Here is a 17950-nt window from a genome sequence, read left to right on the forward strand (position 1 = left end):
TTTTGTTTGCTTATAATTTAACCCTTAAACCAACAGATACGGTGCGCGGAGATGCCAGCGTTCCGTAATCAAACCCGGCAGAACCCGAACCCCTTGTGGAGGAATTGTTACCATTTACATCCGGATCGGCGCCCGAGTAATTGGTGAGCAGGAACACCTCGGTAGCAGTAACAAATATGCTTGCTGCCTTAAATACTTTTTGGTGGCCAAGCACCGATTGCGGGAAGGTATAATTAAGGGTAACATCCCTTAGCCTTATCCAATTAATATTGTGTTCTACAAAGTCAGATTCCATAGCGCTGGAGTAATACGCGGTTTGGTAAAATGGGGTAACCTGTATGGTATTTACCGTTGGGTTGGCCGAGTTTTCGTTGCCATCCTTTAGCACGCCCGGAATGATGCGCGGCTGCATCCTATCTAAAGTTCGGGTACTTAGGCCATAGCGCGTAAGGAATAATTCATTGCCGTTAAATACATCCCCACCTTTTCTGATATCGAACAGGAAGGAAAGGTTGAATGCTTTATAAGTGAAATTATTACCAAAACCGATGGTGAAATCGGGCTGCCTGTCGCCGGTGGTAACAAAGGTGTTGTTTGATATAGGTAAGCCGCTGGTAGGGTCAACCAGTATCTGTCCTTTGCTATTACGGGCATAATCATAAGTAGCAATGTTGGTTAAACTGCTGCCAGGGAATAAGCTGGAGCGTGCGTTAGCATAGATCCAGGTATCGGAATTGTAATACTCAGGCAGGTCGCCCAGGTTTATCACCTTACCACGGTTTAGGGTAAAGTTTACAAAAGTGTTCCATGTAAAATCTGACGATTTAAACGGTACGCCGGTTATTTGTGCCTCTATCCCGCGGTTGCGGATCTCGCCGCCGTTAACCAGTTCAAGTATGTAACCCGATGCGTAGCTGATACGCGGATCAAAGATCTGATCGGTAGCGCGGTACTGGTAAAAACTAAAATCGGCACCCAGGCGGCCGCCAAAGAACTGTAACTCGGCGCCAAAATCAAGCTGGTAATCTTTTTCGGGGCGTAAATTGGGGTTGTTGCCTGTAACATCATAGGCGAAACCGCCGCCTGTTGTGGCTTGTTGTATAACGCTCGATTTGATCTTGTAGGGCGCATACGGGTCTTTACCCACACCCGCGTACGAGAACCTTAATTTACCATATGATAGCACTTTATTATCCTTTAAGCCCGGCAATTCGGTGAAGATAAAGCCTGCACCAAAGGACGGGTAAAAGAAAGTGTTGTTGTTGGTGCCCGAAAGGCGTGACGAATAATCATTCCTGCCGGTGGCGTTTAAGGTGATCATTTCTTTATACACGATACCTAAACGGGCAATTTCACCTATACGGCGTGTCTCGAAAAAATTGCTCGAGTTACGCTGCGTGGTAGGGGTGGTGTTATTGATGGTGTTAAAATCGGGCTGTAAAAAGCGTTCACCATAAGCGCCATTTATCTGGTCGCGGTTATCGTAAATTTCGGCACCTACGGCAAGTGTTGTACGGAAATCGCCAAAATTCTTTTTTATAGTAGCGAATAAAGACCCGTTTGTAAGCAGGTTATTGTCATTATAATTATCGATAATACCGCCTGATGAGATCCCGTTGGTAGCAGCGAAACTATTTAAAGCCGAATTTTGGTAGGATGAACTGTACTGGCTTAACAGGTTATTGCCGTTGGTAGTGTAAAAATCAACACCAACCAATGCACGCAGGTTTATCCAGCTTGCCGGGTCGAATGACAGATCTACATTGGCTACCATTCTGTTTGTTTTATCCCGACTAATGTTTTTGTTGGCATCCCATAGCGGGTTATCAAAATCTATCGTTCCATCTGTAACCACATTGGTTAGTTTTGGCGGCAACAGGGTACGGCGGCTACCATCAGGGTTAAGGTAATTGCGTACATCATCATTGGTTGGCCATGCAAGAGCGTTAATATACGTGCCCGAGTTGCCTTTATTTAACTTACGGTTATCGATGTTGAAATAATTGAAACTGGCGCTGCTGGTTAATTTTGAACTAAGCTTAGCCGACCCTGCAAATCGTAGCGAGATCTTGTCATTATAAGCCACCGGCAAAACGCCGCCCTGGTGCCGGTATCCGGTAGAGATACGATAGGTAGCCTTGTCGTTGCCGCCTTCAAGCGCCAGGTTATGCTCTTGCGAAAAACCTGTTTGAAAGATATTTTTCAGATTATCATACGTTGTTGTGCCGGGGGCGTAAGCCGGGCCAAAAGCGGTCCTCACAAGTGGGTCGAGGTTACCTGACGAACCTGTGCCAAATGTTTTTTGCACCTGCGGGAAACGATACGCATTAGAAAAGCTGAAGTTGTTATCGTAAGTAACGGCGCCATTACCGCTTTGCCCTTTTTTTGTGGTGATAACAATAGCGCCACCAGCTGCGTCCGAACCGTAAACGGCTGCCGCATCAGCGCCCTTGAGCACGGTGATATTTTCAATATCATCAGGGTTAACATCCGCTATACGGTTGGTAAAATCTTGCCTGCGGTTATCACCATTTGATGTGAGCGAGCTTTGGCTTAGTGCATCGTTTGTTACACGGATACCATCTATCACAAACAAGGGCTGGTTACTGTTGCCTATTGAGGTGATACCACGCAATACAATTGATGCCGATGCGCCCGGCTGGCCGCTTGTGCTGGTAACGGTTGCGCCCGCTACACGGCCCTGCAAAGCGGTGACGAAGTTTTCGCGCTGGGTGGCCTGCACGGCCGATCCTTTTATTACCTGTACGGAGGATGTCAAGTCGCGCTGACTTTGCTTAACGCCGAAACCAGTTGTGATGGTAACTTGTTGCAGGGTTTTAACATCGTCTTGCAGCTTAACGTTTATAATACCCTCGTCGCCAATAACCCGTTCGGCGGGAATGGTGCCAATAAAGGAATATACCAGTGTTTGGCCGGTAGCTGCATTGATAGAATACTTACCGTTGGCATCCGTACTAACTGCGGTAGTTGTTCCTTTAATTTTTACGGTAACACCGGGGATGGTTTGATTGTCGGTGCTTGAAGTGACTGTTCCGGTAATTGTTTTGGTTTGTGCCATTGCCTTAAAGGCACAACAATTTACCAACAGAAGAAAGATGAGTAGAGTTTTCTTCATGAGAGCTTTTTAAAAGGTAAATAGATAATAATTGAAATATCAGGAAATATTAGTTAATTAACAAATTAAAAAATTGTATATATGGTATTGTTACCGAATAAAATACTGAATCATAATAAATTATATGGTTGCTTTTATTGCGAGAGATTTCCCTTGTGGAAATTTAGTTATTGTGAGGATGGTGCAAGATTAATGTAAAAGAAAAGCCCGGTTAAAGTATATTGTTAACCGGGCCTTTCTTTTTAGCAGATCATTTTATTTATCCCACCATACATGGGTTGATAAAGCATCGGGGCCTTGCCTTGCAATCACTTCGTTGTAATTTGCTTTGTTAAGGTCGTTTTCCGATTGCGGATACTGCTGCCTGCGCGGGATATGCTTATCGGCATTCAGCGCTGTCGGTACAGGGTCTAACAGTTTAGGGAAGCCGGTACGGCGATATTCTGCCCATGATTCCCAGCCATTGCCAAGATAATTGGCTATCCATTTCTGCGTAATTATTTGCTCAACAGCTTTTGCCGGGTTAAACACCACATTGGGTTTAGCCAGGTACGTTGTAACAGCCGCACCGGTAACACCGTTTTGTGCTAAGGATGCAGTAATACCATTTGTATAAAAAGTTGCTGCAGCGCCGTCGCCGCCCGGTATCCAGCCTAAATGTGCTGCTTCTGCCTGTGCAAATAATATTTGCGCATAGCTCGTCCAGGTGGTGGGCGAGTTTTGATTTGAGTACCTGGCGCTTATTTGAGAAATATTACCCGGTTGGAAGGGATCTTCCTTCGAACTCAGGTCGCGGGTTCCAACAGAGTACTGATCTAAATCGTCGCCTGCGGTACCATATGGCAAGCCGAAATATACGCTATCTGCTGTTTTGCGTGCGTAAAGAGGCAGGCGTGGGTCGTCTGTGGCAGATAAGTTGTCGGTTATTATACCACTAACAGCGTAGTCGTATCTGTTGCGATAGTTGCCATAAAATGGGTTCTCATTATTTTGCTCCGAAAGATAAAGGTAAGTGGCATTATCATCATTCGAGGTCATTACTCCATCTGCTAACGCCTTTTTAAACTCTGAGCTGCCGGTTGTGGCGTCAACTTTGCTTAAACGTAAAGCCATAACAGCGCGTAACGAGTTAGCCCAATGTTTCCATTTAAGTGGGTCGCCTTTAAACAAAATATCGTTACCAAGGGGGCCATCAAATTGTGCCTGTGCTTCGGTTAGCTCTTTAAATAAGTCGGTGTATATGTCTTTTTGCGCATCAAACTTAGGGGTGAAATTGACCTTCCCCTTTAAAACCTCTGTGTAAGGGATATCGCCCCAACGGTCGGTTATTGTTAAAAATATAAACGCCCTCAATATTCGTGCTGCCGCTATTTGGCTTGCATTTGAGCCAAACTGAGTAGTTGTTACTTTATCTTTGGTAGCAGGGTTGGTGTTGGTTTCTATTACAGTATTCAAATCAAGTAAAGGGCCTGTGTAGTATGGTTGATAGTCATACTGTGCCAATGCAAATCTCGATTCGTTATTGTAAAATGTTTCAGCCAGGTACTGTGAGTATAACTCGCCCGCGGCGCTGTTGATATTGGTTGTTGCGTTACCACCGCCTGTGCCGCCTAAAAACTGCAGGGCGCTTGAAAACATATAACCTGTGGATACGCTGGCGGGTTGGTTGGGGTTTACGTTTATATCGTCTGTTATTTTTTTGCACGATGTTATTAAGGTGCCGGCAATAAAAGCTAACAGTAATCTATTTAAAAACTTTTTCATATAATCTTTTTCTTAAAAGGTTAAATTAAGGTTAAAGCCAATGGTGCGGGTTGCAGGCAATTGTCCGCCTTCGTAAAACGATGTTTGCAGCTGCGATGGATCGATGCCCTTAACTTTAGCCTTGGTATATATTAACCATGGGTTTTGGCTTACAATTGAAAAGCGTGCAGACTGCAACGGTGTACGGCCAAACCACTTTTTGGGTAAGTTATAACCAATGCTAACCTCTCTTAATTTAATATAGGTAGCATCGTATGTATATTGCTCCCAAATGGCACTATAGTAACCCTCGTTTAAGTCGCGGGTATCAACATAGGTTGTATTAGGGCTGCCATCTTCATGTACGCCCTTTACCAATGTACCGCCACCTTTTGACGGATCATCGCGCCTTGGTACGCCATTTTCATTATTGCCAACAGTTGATAAGGCAAGGCCCGATCCGGCAAGGTTTTGCTGCGTTACCGATACAAATTTACCTCCGTATTGGAAATCGAAAGAGAACCCAAGGGTAACTCCTTTATAGGTAATGTTATTAGTGAAGCCACCTGTGAATTTAGGTAGTATATTTCCCAGGTTTACGTTGTCATCCCTTTCCGGAAAACCGTCTGCATCAACAATTATGTTGCCTGCACCATCTCTGCGGAAACCGGATCCAATTAATTCACCATATGGCTTCCCTTCTACACTGTTAACACCAAATGATGGTGAGCCCACAAAGCCAAAGCCTGTGGCGCCTGCGCCCTGGAAACCGGATAGACCGGCTCCGCCGTTGCCGTCAGGAGCCGAACGCAGTACCGTGAACCCGGGGTATAACGAAACCACCTTGTTACGGTTAAAGGCTATATTGAACTGGGCGTCGTAAACAAAATCGGATGTTTTAACCGGTGTACCACCTAATGAGATCTCGATACCATGGTTGAGAATTGAACCTGCGTTGATAACAATGGTTGAATAGCCTGTTGTACCATTAACCGGTAACGGCAGTATCTGGTTCTTGGTGTTACGATGATAATAGTTAAAATCAAAACGGATACGGTCGCCCCTCAGGAAATGCAATTCGGTACCCAGCTCATATGAAGTTGACAGGGTTGGCTCAAGGATAGGGTTTGGTAAACTGGCCGGTACAAATTGCACAGGGCTGCTGCCGTAAGGTGTAGTACTTATATTATAGGTTTGGCCGGTTTGGTAAGGGTCGATATCAGACCCAACTTTGGCTATCGAAGCCCTTAATTTACCAAAGGTAAGGACATCGTTTTTAGGTATCAGGCCCGACTCTGTAAATACAAATGAACCCGAGGCACCGCCATATAAATAAGAGTTGTTACCTTTTGGTAAAGCAGATGATTGGTCATTCCTAACATTTAAATCTAAATATAAGAATTGTTTGTAGCCTAATGATGCGTAGCCGTATACGCTATTTACCACTTTAGTGCTATGAAATGTGCTTGTGTTTGGCCTGTCTAAAGAGTTAAGTACAGTATAAGTTTCGGGTATTGATAAGCCACCAACAGTACTGCTGATCAGATATTTAGCCACATCTTCTCTTGATTCGCCGAATGCGCCGGCCCGGAAGGAAAGGTCTTTACCAAACTGATGATTGTACTCTAACGCTGCCACGTAATCGTACTCTTTGTATTGATAGCTGTTCTCTGAATAAGCATCTGGGTTGATGGTATATGAAGCCACGCGATTGTTTTCATCGCGGTTCAAATAATCGCCCCTGGCTATAACAGATAGTTTAAGGTCTTTGGTGAAATTATAGGCAGCGGTCAAGTTACCATATACCCGGTTATTGTTAGCTTCGGCTGTATTTGCATAAGCTTCGGTATAGGGGTTATCCCAATATTTTGGTGCCAGATTGGTTGGGCTGGTAATATTCCACGTGGTGTAAGTACCATCTGGTCTTCTGTAATTTTTCAACTTGTCAATTTCCAGGTCGCGGTGAAACCATTGGTTAAACGAACCCGAAGTTTGTGTGCCGTAACCTTCTGCTGGTACGTTTTTCAGGTTCTCCTGGAAAACATTAACGTTTGCACTAACGGTTAATTTTGGTGTTACCTTTAATTCGCCGTTAAAACTTAAATTGTTGCGCCTTTGTTTGGTATTTGGGCTAACACCTGTGCGGTTTAAATTGGTGTATGAAATACGGGTGTTATAATCGTCGCCGGCTTTTGAGAAAGCTACGTTATTATTTGTAGTAATACCGGTATCATAAAAATCCCTTACGTTGTTTGGCTGCGCAACAAAAGGTTTAAGTTTACCAAAGCCAGCGTTGCTTGGATCCCAAAAATACCATGGCGCATACATAGTGCCATCCATACGCGGGCCCCAGCTTTCATCAACAGAATAGTTGTAATATTTTATACCGTTAAAATTCTTTAGATATTCCGGGTCGCCGGCTTTGTAGTTGTACACATTCCAGGTTTGGCTGGTACCACCACCATATTCATTTTGATATTGTGGCAGGGTGTAAACCTTTTCAAAAGTTGTGGTTTGGTTAATTGATATACCTATACCTTTGTTTGTTCCCTTTTTTAGGGTAATAACCACAGCACCTTCAGACGCGCGCTGGCCGTATAACGCGGTAGCAGCAGGGCCCTTAAGTACTGTAAGGCTTTCAACGTCATCATTGTTTACCGCGTTTGGATCGGTTACTACGCCGTTAACCACGTAAATAGGATTACCGCCCGATAGGGAGTTAACACCCCTTATGCGTACAGTAGATGTACCAAACTTAGCACCCGAACCACCAAGTATCTGCACGCCCGATACCTTGCCCGCTAACGAGGTGTTAAAATCGGCCTGTCGGGTCATGGTTAGGTTTTCGCCTTTTATTTGTTGTGCGGCATAGCCAATTGATTTTTCTGATCTGGATATGCCAAGTGCTGTTACCACAACTTCGCCCAGTTCCTGGCTGCTTTCTACCAGGGCTACGTTAATGGTGCTTTGCCCGTTAATAGCTATTTCTTGCGGGGTAAAGCCCACAAATGAAAATACCAGGGTTTTGCCACCTGCTGGTACATTGATGCTGAATTTACCGTTTGCATCGGTAACTGTGCCGCCCGCAGCCTCTTTCACCTTCACACTAACGCCGGGCAAAGTGCCTTTGTCTGAGCGTGCAGTAACGGTACCGCTTACCGTTTGGGCTTGCGCTGTAACTACAGCGGCACTAAAAAATAACATAATGAGTAATAGTAATTTATTCATATTGGTTACTCCTGTTCATAAAACATTAATTAATAAAATTGATTTGGTTATAAAATAAAAGCCGCCTTCTACGCTCAAGAAGACGCCTTTCCTAATTAACTGATCTTATAAAGAACAAATAGCGTTTTTGTATTTTGCCGGAAAAAACCGGGCGTGCAGCCTTAAAGGTGCACGAATGCTGTAAACAGAATATGTTTAAATTAATAGGTAATTAGAGGTGGGTATTGGGTATTGATTGCGGGCTGATAGCAGCACGGTGTTAATTAATTAACAATGCAAAACTGCGTGTTAATTTTTGATTAAACAAAATAATTTACGATTAATTAAGAATTTGATAATTCGTATTTATTTTTTTTAAATTAATATTAATAGATATATTTAAAAAATAAGGCGATTAGATAGATGTCTGATATCTTTTAATGATATAAATATGCGTTTTTTTGAAAATCATACATTTCTATTTTTTTAATACAAAAATTAAAGTGTAAGCATTTTTTTACATAACCAACTAAAATTAGCCAGGAGTTTAAAGATTATTAACAGAATAATAATTGGATTAACCTAAATGGGGGTATGCTTCAGGAGAGAAGCTGTATGCAGCTAACAGGTGATAGACTTATTGAAAGGCTTAGTTAATTAATAAACTGCCCAAAGTGCCAAAGTATGCCGGATGGATCATGTACAAAACACTCTTTACCCCAATATTGGGACCGGGGAGGGGTTAGTTTAACTGTGTTATATTTAGCAGTAAGGTTTAAAGCCAAAAGTTCTTTCCAGTAACGATCAACGTCATCAACTTCTAAAAATATCATAGTGTTATCTATCCAATCCTTTACATAGGCATCCTGTAAATAAAATGCTATATCATTGGCTTTAAAAACAGACATATTATGGGTAAGTACAGTCTCCTCGAAACCAAGGTCCCGGTAGAAACTTCGTGAAAGTTCAAAATTGTTAGACCCAATGAACGGGCGGATTGCTTTGGCTTTATGTTCCATTTTTTTTATTCTTAATCTGTAATTGCTTTGAGCAAAATAATCACTCAATCTTATCCTAAGATAACGCATGTTGCGTAATTTTCAAAGATATAGATACTAAACAAACTAGGTTTTTATGAATAATCGGCACTAACAATATATTATAGCGCCCCTTAAACCACGTAAAACTACGTGATTTTAAAATCACGTAGTTTTACGTATAGGAATACTCAATTAATAACTGAAATTTGTATAATCAAACAGAGAAATCAGGACGTTTAATTTCTATCAATTGCTGCCCTTGGTCATTTCGATGTTTGAAACTTCAGAATGCCTGAAGTTAATAACAACAAGACATTTACACGGCTTGTAATTTAAAAGGACAGTGTAACAGCGATTCTGCCATTCGGGTAAAACAATTTCTAAAGCTCCCGAAGAAGCAAAAAAATACCTAAATCCTAAACCTTATTACTTTAGATCAAATGAAAATAGCTGTTCTGATTTTTCATGGCGTCGAACTCGTTGATATGAACGGCCCCGTCGACGTTTTTCTGCATGCCAATCGCTTCCACAAAGCACCGGTTTACAACATATATACCGTAGCGGCTACCTCCGCGCGTATTGTTAGCGAAGGTGGTGTGGTAACAATTATCCCGCAATTTACTTTTGAAACCTGCCCCGATCCTGACCTGATCATCATCCCGGGGCGAATAGCCAATGACGCGGACGACAGTTCTATCCCGGCAAAGCCGGAGGTTGTAGCCTATGTAAAGCAAATGGCCGAAAAGGGCAAAACCATTCTTTCTGTTTGTGTGGGGCTATATACCCTGGCAGAAACCGGGTTGCTTGCAGGTCGCAAAGCAACCACGCATTATCTTGCTATGGATTATGTAAAAAGCCATTATCCAGGCATTAACCTGGTAGAAAATGTACGGTATGTGCACGATGGTAACTTTATTAGCACAGGGGGTATTACCTCAGGTATAGACGGGGCGTTATACCTGGTAGAGCAGTATAATGGGGCAGATGTAGCCCTGCAGGTAGCCAACATTATGGTATACAACCGTAAAGCTAAACTGCCGCCCGGCACTATTTTACCGCTCGGGCACTCCGTTTAATGAGCCAATAAATTGCTCTCTTATCACATTATATCCTTACACCTAAACCATTTACAATATGTCAAACAATCAACAACAGGGCTCAGGGTTATACACCTACAGAAGTCTGCTCAACGATCCCGACCTTTCCCTTGAATTTAACAAATTAAAGTTTGGGGCCGGTAACCTTCAAATCAATATCTCTGCCGATGGTATACTTACCGGCCGTATTTACGATACAGGTTGGGCACTTGAACTCACGGGTTCTGCACAATACGGTAACCCAGGTACGCTTTGGTTTCAGGGTTCCGGAGTAGTAGATGGTGCGCCCTGGGTGTATGAATACCTGTGTTATTTGGTTCCGCATATTCCAAACGGCATAAAACAAATACCAACTTTGGTAGGCAGTGTCATTCGTGTTATCCCACATCCTGACGGCAATGGCGGCATTAGTCCCGCAGGCGTGGTGTGCTCATTTTATGCTGTGCTTCAAACCGTTAAGTAATTTGATAGAAACGTTTTTGAAATCAATATTATGCCAACCAAACCTTGTACATGCCATGCTGATATGTCTTTGCCTGAGCCACGCACCAGGGCCCGCAGCGCTAAAAAAACCGTGAAAGCTATTCCCTCCGTTTTGACGAGCATCCTGATAGCATTTTTCCCAAAATGCCCGTTTTGCTGGGCCGTTTATATGAGCATGTTCAGCAGTATAGGCCTGGCCAATATTCCTTACATGGGGTGGCTTTTACCTGTGCTGATAGGCATGCTATTCATCCATTTACTGCTATTATTTAAAAAAACGGCCAGTAAAGGTTACCTGCCATTTTTTATAAGTGTGTGCGGTTGCCTTTTGCTTATAACCGGCAGGTTTGTCTTCCCGGCCGAAAAATGGATCTCACTGGCAGGCATGGCTCTCATTATCAGTGGCTCGCTGCTTAATAGTTTGCTTACACGCTACCTCCCCATAAATTTTTATAAAAACCTAAACCGATCATGAAAAAACAACTAAGAACCCGTCGCTCTATCCTGGAAATTCAACGCGACTACGAACATGGCACGAAAAAGCCATTAGAAGACCTTATGCGTGCCTGGCGTGGCATTAAAGAACTGGCACCAGACGACCCAAGGTCATTTTTTATGCTGGGCGGCTTTCACGGAGAACCTTTCCGCGGCCCGGGCGAAACTGATGTGGCTTACTGGGGCGGTTACTGTATGCATGGCAATGTGCTTTTTCCAACCTGGCACCGGGTGTACCTTTACAAACTGGAGCAGGCGTTGCAAAGCATACCGGGCTGCGCCGATGTTATGCTACCTTATTGGGACGAGACCGACGAGTATTCGTTAGCTCATGGCATTCCATCGTGCCTTACCGACGAAAAATTTATGCTTGATGGCGTATCTATTAATAACCCGCTGCGTTCTTTCACTTTCCCCGTTACGATCATCGATCAGATCAATGGCTCGCCTTATACCAAACCTAAAGGTTACGAAACCGTTCGTTTTCCACTTTCGGGATTAGTTGGTACCCCTGAAGAGGCGGCACAAAGCGAGGCTTACAATAAAACATTCTCGGGCCCGGAGAGGCTCCAATACCTGAACCAGAACGTAGTGGAATGGCTAAGCGACAAAGGTACCGACCCTAAACGCCCGATGCTTACCGTTAACGATCTGTATAAAATGTGCCTTACCGCGCCAAATTATACTGTTTTTTCAAATACCACCTCATTCGCCAAATATAATTATGATAACCCGGAGAATCTTGTACAGACGCTTGAGCAACCACATAACGATGTGCATATCTCAGTAGGTGGCCCTAACCGTACTGTTACCCCGCCGGTTACCGATGCCAACGGTGATATGGGCGATAATGAAACCGCCGGTTTAGACCCCATCTTTTATTTTCACCATTGCAATGTAGACAGGATGTTTTGGTTATGGCAAAAACAAAATGGCTTTACCAACCATCTGGATATCATTGCCGGTTATCCGGGCACCAAAGCCAGCGATTCGCAGGGGCCAACACCGGGTTACCAGATGAACTCGGAATTCAGCCTTAAATCCCCGCTTTATCCATTCGCCAAAAATGGCGAATTGCTATATCCGTATGCCCCGCACAAGCCATCGGATGTGTACACGTCTGATGACTGCATTAATATCGAAACCCAGCTGCATTTTACGTACAGCTTGGGTTCATTGGAAAAACCTGTAACACCTTTAGCAAAAGAAATGATGACAACACCCATCCCGATCAACAGCAGGAACAGCCGGAAACAATTATTTGTTACCGATATCAATAGGGGGGACATAAACGGCTCTTTTATCATTGCCGCTTACATTATTCTTGACGGGAAAAGAGAACTATTGGGCTATCATTCAGTACTAAGCCGTAAGAACGTAAGGGGGTGCCCTAACTGCCTTACGCATTTGGATGTAGTTGCATCATTTAAACTGAATAACTATACCGACGAGCAGGTTGAGAAGGCAACCTTTGATGTAGAAGTACGGGCTAAACAGGCCGAGAACGAAAAAGTGCTTGAAAAATTCAGTGCAGCAGGTTTGGCCGTCGCCGCCACGCCATATAAACTGGAAGTACGTTAACCTTAAATCATCCTTATCATGAAAAAAAATGTGAATATAACGCCGTTGCTTTTTAATAGAAAGCTGTGGGTAATTGCCCTGATTTGCTGCCCGGTTATTTACCTGGCCTGCAATAATACACCAGGGAAGAAAGAAGTGTTAACAGCAGATGCAACGATACCGTTAAGTAGCACCGTGCCTACAGATATCGCCGACCCTTCAGATGCGCAACAGGCAGCCCAGTTTGCATGGCAGGAGTTTGTAGCCCTTACCTGGCCGGCCAAAGTAAATGCCAACCCTGCACCGGGCTTATCAGGCTTCTTCCGCGGGCAACCTTCGGATACGGACAGCCTGGGTTCTACAGGCGCCGGTGGCACTGTGGTTTGGGAAACATTTTACCACAGGGATGAGCTTTACCCATCGTACAAAACCGCTTCGGGCAATGTGCTTCCTGATCCTAACGCCATCCCTAATTACACGTACCCATCCTATGTGCAAATAACCCCGGCTACGCCAACTACCAACATGAACCTTTTTAACAATATGGATGAGGCAAGCGAAATAACCCTGGCCAATATGTATTTCACGCCGCTGGCCCAAAAAGCCGATTCGATCCGTAAAAGTATTGGCAGCCAGCCAACACCTGCACAAACACAGGCATTAAACAAGGCATCAGTTAATGCCTCATTGATTTATGAGGCAAAAGGCAACCCGGTAATATTTAATTACCTGAAACAAACGGGTTTCAATAATCTTAGCCTTCGCAGGCCGGCGCTGGCGCAAAGCGCAAACCTGGTAACTAATAATATGCCGCCTACAGGTGCATTGTTCCAGTTACCAAATGGTTCATTAGAGATAAAGGCTACCTGGCGCCACTATAACGCTGCAAAGGATAACCTGCAAACCTTCCATTGGACGGTTGGTATTTATTATACCACCGCCGCAAGTGGTGGGCTTATTGCTAATAATGATACCCTGGTGCTGGTAGCCCTGCATATTATTCAAAAAACGCCAAATGTACCTACGTTTACCTTCGCCACCTTTGAGCATGTAAGTAATGACCAGAACGGCTTCCGCTTTACCAATACCAATCCGCTCAGTAATACAAGCCCTAAATTGCCACGTGCTTTACCCGATTCGGGCGTTATCACGGCTATACGGCAGTTCCCTATTCCGGGAGCAGGCAGCGCGTTTAACCTGGTAGCTTACAATCAAAAGGTGCAAAACCAGTTACGGGCCAGTTACGGATCTAACGTAGTATGGGCAAATTATCAACTTATCGGCATTCAGGCTATGCCGCAGAACGATCCGGGCGGCAAAGTGCCCGCCCAGCAATTCTTTTTATCAAATTTTGCTACCGAAACCAACGATGCCCTGCAGTTCTTTCAGGGTGGCCTGGCCCCGCCAAATAACAATATACCCAACCCGGATGCTGCGCACGTTTTTGTGCTTAACAGCACAACCAAAAAATACGTTGGACTTACTATGGGCGGATGTATGGGGTGCCACGGCTCGCAGGGGCAGTTCCTGGGGGGCGATTTTAGTGTTATCGCCACAACGGGTAACCGTTTTATCCCCGAGCCTGTAAAACCTTATCCGGGTGGTATACCGGTCAATCAAAACCCGTCAGGCTTTCCGCTGCCGCATGGTAATTAAATTCACAAAAACTTAAACGAATAAAAAATCAAACGCTCTATGGCAACAACAATTAACAACTATGCAGATCTGCAAAACCTGCTCAACACTTTTGTAGCAGCTAACAGCCTTTCACCGGGCCTGGCCCCGCACGCGGTATTTTGGAACAACCTTACCTATGATGAATTTATTACGCAGGATGTACCCGGCGTAAGTGGTTTTAGGATCCTGGTACCGGGTTCGCCGGAAACGTCGAACATTATTTTAGCACTATCGGGTGCTCCCAATACCCCTTTCTCGCCCGATGGGGAGATTGGCCAGATGCCGCAGCCAAACGCACCTTACAATGCCGAAACACCCCAGCAAACGGATGTGATAGCCGCGCTGACCGACTGGATAGCCCGCGGTTGCCCTAACACAACTGCTTAACGCATCCCCCCTCTAAATAAAAAGTCCCTGCAGCTATGCCAAATAAGGGCATTACTGTAGGGGCTTTTATTTATCTTGTCAAATCGGAGTTTACGGTTTAAGCTTGTAAGCAGCTCTATTGAAATTTTGCTACGATTTGTAAGCCCACTGCCATCTACTATAATATTTCTTTTTCCATCTCTGGTGTATACTCTCCGCGCCGTGCTTTGCTGTTACACCATGCCCGGTGGTAGAGTAGCTTTTGCGCTATAGCTACATTATGGTCATCGCCTTTCCAGGCCTCTAAGGCAGGTTGCTGAATAGCACGCGAGAAGGAGAAGGTGAGTTCCCAGGGCATTTTATCTTTGAACCTTATATGCATGGCATTCAGCCGTTCTGAAGCTAATTGTTCAGATTGTCCGCCCGAAAGAAAGGCTATACCTGGTACGGCAGCCGGTACACATCTTAAAAAACATTCAATGGTTACATCAGCCACCGTTTCTATACTGTCCTGAACAGGGCTTTCCAGTCCCGGTAGTATCATATTAGGTTTCAGTATCATGCCCTCAAACTCTACATGCTGATCAAACAATGCGTTAAAAACGGCATGTAATACCTGGTGGGTAACCTCAGAGCATTGTTGCAGCGAATGGTTGCCATCCATTAAAACCTCGGGCTCAACAATTGGCACCAGGCCAGCTTGTTGGCACAATACCGCGTACCGGGCCAGGTTGTAGGCATTTGCTTTAATAGCGGTAGGCGTTGGGATGTCTTCACCTATAGTGATCACAGCACGCCATTTGGCAAACCGTGCCCCTTTATCATAATAATCAGACAGGCGTTTACCTAACCCATCCAGTCCTTCTGTTATGGTTTCTCCCGGGAAACGATCGAGCGGGATAGTACCTTCATCAACCTTAATTCCGGGTATTATGCCTTTTTGCTTTAAAACATCTATCATCAAAGTACCATCCGTAACAGATTGATTGATGGTTTCATCAAACAGGATAGCGCCACTTATACATTCTTCAAGGCCCGGCGTTGTTACAATCAGTTCCCGGTATTTCCTCCGGTACTCTTCTGTTTGCGGGATGCCAAGCGCTTTAAATCGTTTATTGCAGGTACCTGTGCTTTCGTCCATCGCCAGTAAACCTTTGTTTTTATCCATTAAACGCGCGGCGGTTCTTTTCAGATCTGAAGTTTCCATAAGGATTTATATAAAATTCTATATGGTTAACAGCGCCTGGCACCAGTAGTTTTTTGTTTTTGTGGGTTATGGCATTCAGTTTACAAATATTAATCCCTCTTGCAAGTTGGGCTGCAGATGCATTATAGTATCAGGTTGGGGGCAGTCATAAAACGCCCTGGTTGAAAAACTGATCAGGCAGCTTGTTTAGCATATTAAACAATAACCCTCCTTTGCTTTTTTTAACAGGCAACACAAAAATTGATTTTATCTTTGTAGTGTGCCTGCCAAGAAAAATCCTTTATCGCCCGTAAAAAAAGCCGTAGTTAAGAGAAAAGTAACCCGTAAAAAAGCAACTGTTGCTAAATTTCCTTATGTTAGAGTAACATTATGGGCTTTTGTAATTGCTGTTTTATGCTCGCCGTTTTATTATGGCTATGTGCTGAAAACTGCCGTTACCACCTGGCGATGGATCACAGATATAGGCGGTAACCCTAACTATCGTACGTATACAAGTTTTCAGATAAAGATACCCGCGCAGTATAAAATACATGGTATTGATGTTTCTTACGCACAAGGCAAAATAAACTGGGATAAAGTAAGTAAAATGGAAGAGGACAGTGTTCGCATTTCGTTCGCCTTTATTAAAGCAACCGAGGGGCTGCTAACTGTCGATCCCTATTTTAAACGGAACTGGCGCGAGGCGCCGAAGGCAGGTATTACTTGTGGCGCTTATCACTATTTCAGGCCTAAAAAAGACGGCTTGTGGCAGGCACGGTTCTTTTTACAGAACGTGGAAATAGAAAAAGGGGATCTGCCCCCTGTTGCTGATATAGAAACCCTGGATAAATTACCCCCGCAGGTAATGCGGAAAGAACTGGCCAAATTTCTGAAATACATCGAGCAGAAAACAAAGGTCCGCCCGATTATCTACACAGGAATTAGTTTTTATAATGACTATTTGAAGGGTTATTTTGATGGCTATACTTTATGGATAGCCCATTATAACCGCGATAAATTAAACCTTACCGAAGATACACCATGGCAATTTTGGCAACACTCGGAAACTGCGCACATTAATGGTGTAAACCACGTAGTTGATTTTGATGCTTTTAAGGGCGATAGCCTGGCGTTTAGATCGTTATTGGTGCCATAGGCTGGGTTTTTCAGGGATACATTGTACAAATAAAAGTGGATGGAATGAAAGGTGTATATTGTTATTTTTGCCGCAATGACGGACCTGAATGAATATGAATGTGAGCTGTTAGATGCCGTGCTTGAGGCTTTTGGTATACCCGATAGTTTAACAAGGTTGCAATTATTGGATCTTTTTGACCACGATGAAGCCACCGCCTTTGCTATGGTACAAGTGCTGACCCGGGAAGGCCTGATAACCAAATCAGGCCTACACGGCGATTATGAGTTGCCCGAGAAACTTATCCTCAAACCCAAAGGAGAAAAGTTTCTTAAACAAGGGGGCTTTACCCGACGTTATCATACAGAACAGCAAAAGCCGCTTGAAATTGGGAGCACACTCGCCAAATTACAACAGCAGAACCTGCGCTTACAAAACCTTAAACTTGCTAACGAAACAGAGATTAATAGTCTTAAGAAAACAGTAAACGATCTGCATACCCGACAGTATATATGGTGGGGATTGATTGTTGTTGCGTTAATTGTAGGACTGTTTATCGGCCAGATGTTTAAATAACAGGTTTCCTTACTTCAAAATCTTCCTGGTGAGAAAATATACGCCCGTCATACTCCCAGTCAAGTGTAAGTTTCCACTTTCCCTCCTTACAACTGTCAACCGGTATTTCCAGTGAATTATCTTTTGAACTTTCAACTTTTAGTCGCATGCATAAGCCGCCGTGGCAGTTAACTGGCGATAATATCGCATTCCCTTTCACCGGGTGGTTAAAGTTAAAACTTATAGTTTTCATGCTGATAGCGTTTATAC

The 17950-nt window shown here is 44.0% G+C and carries 14 protein-coding genes; 8 read left to right on the forward strand and 6 right to left on the reverse strand.

Features of this window, described 5'->3' with window-relative positions; translation table 11 throughout:
* Nucleotides 1-10: 10 nt before the first annotated feature.
* From IDJ75_RS14595 to IDJ75_RS14610, 4 genes are all read right to left on the reverse strand, one after another.
* Nucleotides 11-3136, reverse strand: a complete 3126-nt coding sequence (locus IDJ75_RS14595; RefSeq protein ID WP_224746612.1) for a SusC/RagA family TonB-linked outer membrane protein — start codon at nucleotides 3134-3136, stop codon at nucleotides 11-13.
* A gap of 255 nt (nucleotides 3137-3391) precedes the next feature.
* Nucleotides 3392-4900, reverse strand: a complete 1509-nt coding sequence (locus IDJ75_RS14600; RefSeq protein ID WP_191176367.1) for a SusD/RagB family nutrient-binding outer membrane lipoprotein — start codon at nucleotides 4898-4900, stop codon at nucleotides 3392-3394.
* A gap of 12 nt (nucleotides 4901-4912) precedes the next feature.
* Entirely contained in the window at nucleotides 4913-8107 is a 3195-nt protein-coding gene (locus IDJ75_RS14605) for a SusC/RagA family TonB-linked outer membrane protein (RefSeq protein WP_191176368.1), read from the reverse strand.
* 632 nt (nucleotides 8108-8739) lie between these two features.
* Nucleotides 8740-9105 (reverse strand): VOC family protein, encoded by a 366-nt coding sequence (locus IDJ75_RS14610; RefSeq protein WP_191176369.1) that lies wholly within the window; start codon nucleotides 9103-9105, stop codon nucleotides 8740-8742.
* Between the two features lie 461 nt (nucleotides 9106-9566).
* Between IDJ75_RS14610 and IDJ75_RS14615 the strand changes: the two genes are divergently transcribed.
* Genes IDJ75_RS14615 through IDJ75_RS14640 form a run of 6 tightly spaced genes read left to right on the forward strand, consistent with a single transcriptional unit; the run spans nucleotide 9567 to nucleotide 14825 of the window.
* A complete protein-coding gene (locus IDJ75_RS14615) occupies nucleotides 9567-10202 on the forward strand; it encodes a GlxA family transcriptional regulator (RefSeq protein WP_191176370.1) in 636 nt (211 codons plus the stop codon).
* A 58-nt stretch (nucleotides 10203-10260) separates the two neighbouring features.
* On the forward strand, nucleotides 10261-10686 hold the full coding sequence (locus tag IDJ75_RS14620) for a hypothetical protein (RefSeq protein ID WP_191176371.1): 426 nt from the start codon (nucleotides 10261-10263) through the stop codon (nucleotides 10684-10686).
* A gap of 30 nt (nucleotides 10687-10716) precedes the next feature.
* Nucleotides 10717-11181, forward strand: a complete 465-nt coding sequence (locus IDJ75_RS14625) for a hypothetical protein (RefSeq protein WP_191176372.1) — start codon at nucleotides 10717-10719, stop codon at nucleotides 11179-11181.
* Nucleotides 11178-12782 (forward strand): tyrosinase family protein, encoded by a 1605-nt coding sequence (locus IDJ75_RS14630; RefSeq protein WP_191176373.1) that lies wholly within the window; start codon nucleotides 11178-11180, stop codon nucleotides 12780-12782. The genes IDJ75_RS14625 and IDJ75_RS14630 overlap by 4 nt, the downstream gene beginning before the upstream one ends.
* Nucleotides 12783-12800: 18 nt before the next feature.
* Nucleotides 12801-14417: a hypothetical protein gene (locus IDJ75_RS14635; protein ID WP_191176374.1), complete on the forward strand. Its 1617-nt coding sequence runs from the start codon at nucleotides 12801-12803 to the stop codon at nucleotides 14415-14417.
* A gap of 39 nt (nucleotides 14418-14456) precedes the next feature.
* Nucleotides 14457-14825, forward strand: coding sequence for a hypothetical protein (locus IDJ75_RS14640; protein WP_191176375.1), 369 nt, complete (start codon nucleotides 14457-14459; stop codon nucleotides 14823-14825).
* Nucleotides 14826-14982: 157 nt separating this feature from the next.
* Here IDJ75_RS14640 and IDJ75_RS14645 read toward each other — a convergent pair whose 3' ends face one another.
* Nucleotides 14983-16011, reverse strand: a complete 1029-nt coding sequence (locus IDJ75_RS14645; protein WP_191176376.1) for a class I fructose-bisphosphate aldolase — start codon at nucleotides 16009-16011, stop codon at nucleotides 14983-14985.
* 259 nt (nucleotides 16012-16270) lie between these two features.
* Here IDJ75_RS14645 and IDJ75_RS14650 point away from each other — a divergent pair, with 259 nt between their 5' ends.
* Nucleotides 16271-17146 carry a glycoside hydrolase family 25 protein gene (locus IDJ75_RS14650; protein WP_191176377.1) on the forward strand — a complete coding sequence of 292 codons (876 nt, stop codon included), beginning with the start codon at nucleotides 16271-16273 and terminating at the stop codon, nucleotides 17144-17146.
* 75 nt (nucleotides 17147-17221) lie between these two features.
* Nucleotides 17222-17701: a hypothetical protein gene (locus IDJ75_RS14655; protein ID WP_191176378.1), complete on the forward strand. Its 480-nt coding sequence runs from the start codon at nucleotides 17222-17224 to the stop codon at nucleotides 17699-17701.
* Here the strand turns inward: IDJ75_RS14655 and IDJ75_RS14660 are convergent.
* Entirely contained in the window at nucleotides 17694-17933 is a 240-nt protein-coding gene (locus tag IDJ75_RS14660) for a hypothetical protein (RefSeq protein ID WP_191176379.1), read from the reverse strand. The two genes, IDJ75_RS14655 and IDJ75_RS14660, sit on opposite strands and share 8 nt — an antisense overlap.
* Nucleotides 17934-17950: the final 17 nt, after the last annotated feature.

It is taken from the genome of Mucilaginibacter rigui (genome assembly GCF_014773275.1).
GTDB classification, from domain to species: Bacteria; Bacteroidota; Bacteroidia; order Sphingobacteriales; family Sphingobacteriaceae; genus Mucilaginibacter; species Mucilaginibacter rigui_A.

What these genes read in the sequence shown, in the direction of transcription:
- IDJ75_RS14595 (WP_224746612.1), bottom strand. Translation starts at nt 3,136, where the DNA reads ATGAAGAAAACTCTACTCATCTTTCTTCTGTTGGTAAATTGTTGTGCC.
- IDJ75_RS14600 (WP_191176367.1), bottom strand. Translation starts at nt 4,900, where the DNA reads ATGAAAAAGTTTTTAAATAGATTACTGTTAGCTTTTATTGCCGGCACC.
- IDJ75_RS14605 (WP_191176368.1), bottom strand. Translation starts at nt 8,107, where the DNA reads ATGAATAAATTACTATTACTCATTATGTTATTTTTTAGTGCCGCTGTA.
- IDJ75_RS14610 (WP_191176369.1), bottom strand. Translation starts at nt 9,105, where the DNA reads ATGGAACATAAAGCCAAAGCAATCCGCCCGTTCATTGGGTCTAACAAT.
- IDJ75_RS14615 (WP_191176370.1), top strand. Translation starts at nt 9,567, where the DNA reads ATGAAAATAGCTGTTCTGATTTTTCATGGCGTCGAACTCGTTGATATG.
- IDJ75_RS14620 (WP_191176371.1), top strand. Translation starts at nt 10,261, where the DNA reads ATGTCAAACAATCAACAACAGGGCTCAGGGTTATACACCTACAGAAGT.
- IDJ75_RS14625 (WP_191176372.1), top strand. Translation starts at nt 10,717, where the DNA reads ATGCCAACCAAACCTTGTACATGCCATGCTGATATGTCTTTGCCTGAG.
- IDJ75_RS14630 (WP_191176373.1), top strand. Translation starts at nt 11,178, where the DNA reads ATGAAAAAACAACTAAGAACCCGTCGCTCTATCCTGGAAATTCAACGC.
- IDJ75_RS14635 (WP_191176374.1), top strand. Translation starts at nt 12,801, where the DNA reads ATGAAAAAAAATGTGAATATAACGCCGTTGCTTTTTAATAGAAAGCTG.
- IDJ75_RS14640 (WP_191176375.1), top strand. Translation starts at nt 14,457, where the DNA reads ATGGCAACAACAATTAACAACTATGCAGATCTGCAAAACCTGCTCAAC.
- IDJ75_RS14645 (WP_191176376.1), bottom strand. Translation starts at nt 16,011, where the DNA reads ATGGAAACTTCAGATCTGAAAAGAACCGCCGCGCGTTTAATGGATAAA.
- IDJ75_RS14655 (WP_191176378.1), top strand. Translation starts at nt 17,222, where the DNA reads ATGACGGACCTGAATGAATATGAATGTGAGCTGTTAGATGCCGTGCTT.
- IDJ75_RS14660 (WP_191176379.1), bottom strand. Translation starts at nt 17,933, where the DNA reads ATGAAAACTATAAGTTTTAACTTTAACCACCCGGTGAAAGGGAATGCG.